Genomic DNA, 7,447 nt, shown 5'->3' with positions numbered 1-7,447 from the left:
GGCGGCGGCGGCAACGGCGGCGGCGGCAACGGCGGCGGCGGTCACGGCGGTGGTGGCAACGGCGGCGGCGGTCACGGCGGTGGTGGCAACGGCGGCGGCAACGGCGGTGGCGGCAACGGCGGCGGCGGCGGTCACGGCGGCGGCAACGGCGGCGGCGGCAACGGCGGTGGTGGCAACGGTGGCGGAGGTCACGGCGGTGGTGGCGGCGGCGGCAACGGCGGCGGCGGCGGCGGTCATGGCGGTGGCGGCAACGGCGGTGGTGGCAACGGTGGCGGAGGTCACGGCGGCGGCGGCAACGGCGGTGGCGGTCACGGCGGTGGCGGTGGCGGCAACGGCGGTGGCGGCAACGGCAACGGCAATGGCGGTGGCGACGGCAACGGCAACGGCAGTGGCGGCCATGGCGGCGGACACGGCGGTGGCCACGGCGGCGGCGGTGCTGGTGGTGGTGGCGGCCACGGCGGCCGTTGATCGAGCAACACCGTGCAAGGAAGAACCGATGCCCTTAACCCGGCATCGGTTTTTTTCTTCGACCGGACCTCGTCACGCCCGCTCATCCCCTCGATCTGAACGACCGCATCGGGCTAGCGACAGTCGGCTCACCCGCGCGTCGTGCGGCGCGTCGGCGGCTATCGGCTATCACGGACCGAAAACGACGCGGCCGATGTCCTCGCGGTAAGCGAACGCCTCGGCGCTCAGGCCATTGCGGTGCGCGCCGACGTCGCCATCGGCGACGATGTCAACGCGATGATCGAAGACATCGCGCAACGCCTCGGTCGTAACGACATTCTCGTCAACGACGCTGGCACCGCGAAGAGGATCGGTAGCGACGACCGCACCGACGCGGAGTTCTCTGAACGCGGGCCGTGCTGCCGGGCATGTGCACGACGGCATCAGCGCCAACGCCGTCGCGCCCGGAGCGATCGACGCCGCGAGATGGCCGGCTCGATCGAGCTATCCAGTGTGGAGAAGAAGTTGACCGCGGGCGGAGCGGACGAGGTCGCGAAGATCGTGATGTCATGCATCAACCATGCATTCATCACGTGACAGATCATTCCGGTCAACGCTGGCGTGAACTTTATCCGATCCACGCCGCATTGAAAAAAGCGCGGTGCTAGCCCGCCGGCGGTCCGACGTGCGTCACGACCGCTTTCACGCCCGGCGCATTTTCCGCGGCAACGCGAATGGCCTTCGTTTCATCCTCGTTCGTAACGCGCATCCACAGATGCACAGTCCCGTTCTCCACGATGATGCTTTCCCGCGGCAGCGCCCAGGGATGGTCCGCCATCGCGGCGATGACCGCCTCGCGGATCGAGTGATCGCTGATATCGACATCGACGGGCGTCTCGGGCGCCATCGTCACGAGCGCGCGAATCAGATTGGCGCGGCTCACGACGCCGACCACCCTGCCATCGCGCAGCACCGGCACGCGCTTGATGCGCTTGCGTTCGAGCAATTCGGCGATGTCGGCGACGGGGCACGTTTCGGTCACGGTCGCGACGTCGGTGGTCATCACGTCCCCGACCTTGCGCGCATGCTCCTTGACATACTGGCTGGCCAGTTCACGCGTCGATGCGACCAGTTCGAGCCACCACGCACGCTGACGCACGCCCGTCCCGATCTCCGCGCGATGCATCAGGTCACCCTCCGTGACGATGCCGAGCAACTTGCCGCTCTCGTCGATCACAGGCATGCCGCTAATTCCGGCGAATACCATCGTCCCGGCCGCCTGGCGTACGGACATGTCGGGACTGGCGGAAACGATCGATGTCGTCATGATGTCGGCAGCTCGCACGTTCATCTCCCTCATAAAAGAAAGCAGCGTTCCGGAAAAGCGCTCATGGCTCCGGGCGTGCGCTGATTGTCGTGACTGTCGCGTGCAGTGAGCTTGATGCACATCAATCGTCCCGACGCGCGCGATGAAAAAATGGGGCAATGCCTTCGCGCCAGACGCCTGCGGAGGCGAATCCATTCCTGCCAGGAGCCGCCATGAACGATACAACAGAACGCACTGCGCTTCACGTCATTCGGCTCGATCACAAACGGCTCGCTGCCGTCACGGCCGCGATGCTCGACTTCGTCCACAAGCTCGGGAGCGGCGGTCCCGCGCCCGATCCGATCATCCTGCGCGCGATGCTTTACTACATCCGCGAATATCCCGAGCAGCTTCATCATCCGATGGAGGATCGTCTGCTCTTCGCCGCGCTCCGGAACCGCACCGACGAGTACAACGCGGTGCTCGACGAATTGCATCGCGAGCACGTCGCGGGTGAAGTGCGTCTGCGCGATCTCGAGCACGCGCTCACGCGCTTCGAGTTGAAAGGCGAAGCGGCGCTCTTCGGCCTGCGCACGATCATGGAGGAATACGTCGAGTTTTGCGAAAACCACAGGCGTGTCGAAGAGACGGTCATTCTTCCCGCAGCCCTTCGGCATCTTCTGGATGTCGACTGGGCGCGCATCGACGCGGCCATCGACAGACGCTTCGACCCGTTCCGCGAGGCGACCTTCGAGGGCGAGAGCCTCGAAAGCCTGTACCGCCTGATAGCCAAGGCGGTTCCGGCTGTCGAAGATATATCCAATCTGTCCCGCTAATTCCTATGAAGTAAGTTTTTCTGCTACACCTATGCAACGAAAGATTTTTTTACTGTTGCAGGGATTTACATTCATCTCATAAGACGATAACCTTGCAGCCGTCAGTCAGGTTTTCGGCAACGGTTGCCGATGTTGCGCCAAGATTCCGTAAGATTCGGAAATATTGACCGCAACCGCGCAAACGTTACCTATTTCTCGGCGACATTGCCTTCGAACTGAGCTCGATTGGTCATTTCGTAAGGCCCATGCGGGTAAACGCAATCGTTTGCCCGACTCCGCCATCCAGAGCGATTGCCGTATTGCGCGCTGGACCCGTCAGTGAATCCGTGCCGCTCGGTTTGCCCCTCTGCGCCTCTACTCCGGCGCCGAGCAGACGAGCTTGTTTTGCGCAGCCAGTTCGGATGACTAATTAATGTCATCTTGACGACAGCACGGAATGATGCGATGCCCGCGTCCTCTCGCGGCATCGCATGTCACTGGAAAGTCCGGCCGCGTTCTGGATTTTACGAGCCTTACGCTAGTCAATTCGTACTGCTAACCACAATGACGAACCGAAACCAAATCTCTCTTCGTAGCTTCAACGTTTTCTCCGCGCGCAAGGCCGCGGCAATTGCGACAGCGGTTCTCACGAGCGTGTTGCTCGCCGCTTGCGGCGGCGGCGACTCCGCCCTGGACGACGCCACCGCCAAGAGCGCCGCGCCCGAGTCGACCGCGAAGGCGGCGACCAGCACGTCCATCTTCTACGGCGCGAACGGCCGCAACACGAATGGCGGCGCGTACGACTCGACGCCCGTGGCGACGCAACTCGCACAACTGAAGGACATCGGCGCGACGATCTATCGCAATGACGTGTACAACCTGGCATCGGCCAAGGTCATCGCGACGATGGCACAAACCATGGCGGCCAGCGGCGTGACCGTGTACCCCGTGATCTTGCTCGGCACCGGCTTCAACTCCGAGCAGGACGCCTACAACGCGGCCTACACGCTCGGCCAGCAGGTCGCGAGCACCTATAAGTACAAGTACTATGAAGTCGGCAATGAGCTCGAAGCACAAGCGCTCACCGGCAACGTCGACGGCACGAGCTGGACGCACTATAGGAACCAGCCCTTCGTGCTCGCGCGCGGCGTGATTCGCGGCCTGATCGCAGGCGTGAAGTCGAAGGACAGCACGGCGAAGATCGTCGTGAACGGCACGTGGCTGCACTACGCGTTCTTCCAGATGCTGATGGACGGCTCGCAGCCTGACGGCACGCGCGGCCATCCGACCGTGAACTGGGACATCACCGCATGGCACTGGTATTCGAACCAGGGCGACATGACGCACGCATGCGGCGGCACGGGTTGCTACGACATGCTGGGCGTCCTGCATTCGTTCGGCAAGCCGGTGTGGCTCAGCGAATTCGGCGTGCGCCCGAACTACGGCACGGATCAGCAGATCGCGAACTACATGGTCGGCAGCACGATGATGGCGCAGTTCCAGAGCGTCGCATCGAAGTACAACATCCAGTCGATCCAGGCGTTCGAACTCTACGACGACAACGAAGGCAACTTCGGCCTGATGAAGTCCGACGGTCAAACGACCAAGGCCGCTTACTGGTCGTACAAGAATTTCGTGGCCGGCCATCCGATGTAACTTGCGCGGGGTCTCGCCGCCCCGTTGCACCGCAGTTTTCTTCACGAGCGACCCATTGCGGTCGCTCGTTTGCGTTTCTGGCCCTGAAATCAGGCACTTTCGCGACGGGGCCGTGTCGCGCGCTTATCGGCGTAGCTGTATGACTGGTATGCCGGCACAGCGCCTTGTCGGCGCTTTCGGTCCGCCCTACTCTGAACGCGAGCCTGCCCTTTCGATACCTGCCGGGCCGGCCATCCCCATACCATCCATACACTGTTTCGCCTTCCGCTCGCGAAGGAGGCAGGTCATATTGGAGAAGATATGCGCGACAACCTGATGCCGGTCATCGAACGAGACGAAGTATTCGTCGGGATTCCGCAAACTCCGCCCGCCGCGCTCGACCAGCGCGTGCGATCCATTCTCTACTGCGGTGGTTCTGGCGCCGCGTCGATCGTGGGAATCGCGAGGCGGCTTGCGTCGGCAGGCCGGAGATTCGAGGTGCATAACTTCGCCCGATCGGCCGACCACACTGCTCTACGCAATGAGTTCGACGCGCTGCGCCATCATGGCAAGGTCTATCATCATTTCGACCTTCCCGACGATCTCTCCGCGCAAAAGAGTGCCTTCACGATGAGCCCGACTCACGCGAACACGCAAATATATTGCAGCGGGCCGCGCGCTTTCACGGATCGCGTCGAGCGTCAGGCGCGCGAATGGGTGCATGCGTCGAACATCCACAAGATCGTTCTCAGCGATTTCGGCACGCTGCGCGAGTCCGATTGACCGAAGCCGTCAGGCGCAATCGGGCAGCGAGGCCGGATCGAGACCCAGCGCCAGCGCCAGTTCGCGCGGCGAGCGCACCACCTGGGCTTGTGCCGGGAAGAGCGCGGCGCCTTCATCGTCGAAAGGCCATGCCAATACGCGCATGTGCGCCGCGAGGGCGGCATGCGCGCCGGTCGGACTGTCTTCCACCGCGATCACTTCCTCGGGCGCGAGACGCAACAGCCACGCCGCGCGTTCATAAGGCTCGGGACTCGGCTTGCCGTTGCGCACATCGTTGACGCTGATGGTCACGAGCGATGGCTCTTCGATGCCGAGCGCGCGCAAATTCGCTTCGAGCAGCATGCGCGATGCATTCGACACGATGGCTTGCGTGATGCCCGCCGCCTTCGCCGCGCGATACACCTCTAGCGCGCCGGGACGCGGCACGAGCGCGGGCGCGCCTTGCAGATAGGCGCGCGCACGGAACATCGACCATTCGGCGAAATCCACCGACAAGCCAAAGCGCTCGCGGCACAGCGCGTGCACTTCGCGTCCCGTCTTGCCGAAGACGAGCGGATGCATCTCCGCGCCCGCCTCCACGCCATGATGCGCCAGCGCTGCAATCAGCGTGCGCAAATGCAACGACTCGCTTTCCGCGAGCGTGCCGTCCATGTCCCACAAAATGGCTTTGATCAAAGCTTGATTCGTCCTTGTCGTTCGTGCGGGTCGCCGCGACAATGGCGCGCGATAGCCAGCGGCGATGATGTCGTCGAAAGAATTGCTCAGCCGCGCGCGGCATTCTCCGGCACGCAACTGAACGATACCGTCGAGGTCTGCTCTTCGAGCGAGCGCACGCCGCTCGTCGATTCCGACTTGATCGCGACGCGCTGCGAGCGTTGCTTGCAGTAATCGGAGGCGGCGTCCATCGCGGCGTTGCGCGCGGTCACCCACGACATGCGCGTGCCCGTCGCTTTGCCGGTGACCGAGTACGTATTGGGCTGCGCGCCGGCCGTCACGCCGTTCGTCGTGCCGCATGCGGCGAGCAGACAAGTGAGTGCGATCGCCCCGAACGCACGCGGCGTCGAGAACGTCAAGCTGAGGTAGGAAAACATGCTTGCGGACCGTGAATTTTGAGATACGACCCGAATGGTACAAGCGCCCGCGAATTTCTTCACGGATCAGAGGAAAGGCGCTGTTTGATCGGATGTTTGAGCATGCGGCCGCGCGAGTTCTCGCCGCGCGCTTTTTCCGCGATCGACCGCGTGTGCGGTCTGTTGCTCCCGCTCAGGCCTGAGCGATGCGATCCAGGAGGCGTTGCAGCCGCGAGTGCTGCGAGGGCGCGAGTCCGGGCGTGGAAAGCGTCTGCACGACACGCCCGCGCCAGTAGGTCTTGGAGAAGAGCGAGTTCGCCCCTTCGAGGCTCAGCACTTGCTCGAGATGTTCGATCGCCGAATCGAGATGACCGACGCTATGGAGATGTGTGCCTGCAATGAGGTTGATCATGGCACGGTTTGCCGGAGGGCGCGGGTTTCGGATGAAGATTGAATCGATGAAAACGCAAAGCGGCGCGCGCGATGAGACGATGAACGCGCGCCGCTCGCAAGCATCAGCTCATGTGCTGGCCGCCGTTGATCGCGATGTTCGAGCCCGTGACGAAGCCCGCATCATCGGAGCACAGGAACGCGACGAGCGCCGCGACTTCCTCGGGCTTGCCGAGACGGCCTGCCGGAATCTGCGGAAGAATCTTCGTGTCGAGAATCTCCTGCGGAATCGCGGTCACCATCTTGGTCGCGAGATAGCCCGGCGAGATGGTGTTCACGGTCACGCCTTTCTTCGCGACTTCGAGTGCGAGCGACTTCGTGAAGCCGTGCATGCCCGCCTTCGCCGCCGAGTAATTCGTCTGGCCGATCTGGCCTTTCGAGCCGTTCACCGACGAAATGTTGATGATGCGGCCCCAGCCGCGCGACACCATCTCTTCGCACACCGGCTTCGTCATGTTGAAGACCGAGTCGAGATTGGTGCGCAGCACGGCGTCCCAGTTCACCTTGGTCATCTTCTTGAAGGTCGTGTCCTGGGTGATGCCGGCGTTGTTGACGAGAATATCGATCGGGCCGACTTCGGCCTGAATCTTCGCAACGCAGTGCTGGGCGGAATCGTAATCGGCGACGTCCACGGCGTAGGCGCGGAAGTTGTAGCCCTGGCGGTCCATGCCCGCGAGCCATTCGCCGACCTTCGCGTTGCCCGGCGAATGCGTCACGACAACCGCGTAACCGGCATCGTGCAGTCTGATGCTGATGGCTTCGCCGAGGCCGCCCATGCCGCCCGTCACCACTGCGATTCGCTTAGTCATACTGATTCTCCTTCAATTCTCTCAGGTTGATGATTCTCGGAATGGCGCCGGCGCCGCCATTTTGCCTCGATATTTATAGTGATTTGATGACGCATCGGGTTGCACGTGCGCCGCGCCGGCGAATTGCTTTCG

Annotated in this window: 10 protein-coding genes; 4 read left to right on the top strand and 6 right to left on the bottom strand. The window is 62.9% G+C overall.

Annotation, left to right across the window (positions count from 1 at the left end; all coding sequences use genetic code 11):
- Positions 1–456: hypothetical protein (locus tag U4Y90_RS35575; RefSeq protein WP_321801789.1), on the bottom strand; the 456-nt coding region annotated here is incomplete at its 3' end.
- A gap of 153 nt (positions 457–609) precedes the next feature.
- On the opposite strand from U4Y90_RS35575, the gene U4Y90_RS35570 reads away from it, so the two are divergent.
- Positions 610–1,044, top strand: a complete 435-nt coding sequence (locus tag U4Y90_RS35570; RefSeq protein ID WP_321801788.1) for an SDR family NAD(P)-dependent oxidoreductase — start codon at positions 610–612, stop codon at positions 1,042–1,044.
- Positions 1,045–1,111: 67 nt separating this feature from the next.
- Here U4Y90_RS35570 and U4Y90_RS35565 read toward each other — a convergent pair whose 3' ends face one another.
- The gene (locus U4Y90_RS35565) at positions 1,112–1,798 is read right to left on the bottom strand and encodes a CBS domain-containing protein (protein WP_321801786.1); all 687 of its coding nucleotides are present in this window, start codon (positions 1,796–1,798) and stop codon (positions 1,112–1,114) included.
- A gap of 188 nt (positions 1,799–1,986) precedes the next feature.
- On the opposite strand from U4Y90_RS35565, the gene U4Y90_RS35560 reads away from it, so the two are divergent.
- The 3 genes from U4Y90_RS35560 (at position 1,987) to U4Y90_RS35550 (ending at position 4,986) form a co-directional block, all read left to right on the top strand.
- Positions 1,987–2,589, top strand: a complete 603-nt coding sequence (locus tag U4Y90_RS35560; RefSeq protein ID WP_321801784.1) for a hemerythrin domain-containing protein — start codon at positions 1,987–1,989, stop codon at positions 2,587–2,589.
- 543 nt (positions 2,590–3,132) lie between these two features.
- Entirely contained in the window at positions 3,133–4,224 is a 1,092-nt protein-coding gene (locus tag U4Y90_RS35555) for a glycosyl hydrolase (RefSeq protein WP_321801782.1), read from the top strand.
- A 300-nt stretch (positions 4,225–4,524) separates the two neighbouring features.
- Positions 4,525–4,986, top strand: coding sequence for a hypothetical protein (locus U4Y90_RS35550; RefSeq protein WP_321801781.1), 462 nt, complete (start codon positions 4,525–4,527; stop codon positions 4,984–4,986).
- A 9-nt stretch (positions 4,987–4,995) separates the two neighbouring features.
- Here the strand turns inward: U4Y90_RS35550 and U4Y90_RS35545 are convergent, their stop codons facing one another.
- The 4 genes from U4Y90_RS35545 to phbB all read right to left on the bottom strand — a co-directional run bounded on the left by U4Y90_RS35545 (position 4,996) and on the right by phbB (position 7,315).
- Complete coding sequence (locus U4Y90_RS35545) at positions 4,996–5,661, bottom strand: HAD family phosphatase (protein WP_321801780.1); 666 nt, start codon at positions 5,659–5,661, stop codon at positions 4,996–4,998.
- A gap of 86 nt (positions 5,662–5,747) precedes the next feature.
- Positions 5,748–6,077 carry a hypothetical protein gene (locus U4Y90_RS35540; protein WP_321801778.1) on the bottom strand — a complete coding sequence of 110 codons (330 nt, stop codon included), beginning with the start codon at positions 6,075–6,077 and terminating at the stop codon, positions 5,748–5,750.
- A 172-nt stretch (positions 6,078–6,249) separates the two neighbouring features.
- Positions 6,250–6,468 carry a hypothetical protein gene (locus U4Y90_RS35535; protein WP_321801777.1) on the bottom strand — a complete coding sequence of 73 codons (219 nt, stop codon included), beginning with the start codon at positions 6,466–6,468 and terminating at the stop codon, positions 6,250–6,252.
- A gap of 103 nt (positions 6,469–6,571) precedes the next feature.
- The gene (gene phbB, locus U4Y90_RS35530; RefSeq protein WP_321801775.1) at positions 6,572–7,315 is read right to left on the bottom strand and encodes an acetoacetyl-CoA reductase; all 744 of its coding nucleotides are present in this window, start codon (positions 7,313–7,315) and stop codon (positions 6,572–6,574) included.
- Between the last annotated feature and the right edge of the window lie 132 nt (positions 7,316–7,447).

The organism is Caballeronia sp. J97 (assembly GCF_905220305.1).
Lineage (GTDB): Bacteria > Pseudomonadota > Gammaproteobacteria > Burkholderiales > Burkholderiaceae > Caballeronia.
Note: the sequence above shows the minus strand (reverse complement) of the source record. Positions and strands in the feature narration are given on the sequence as shown.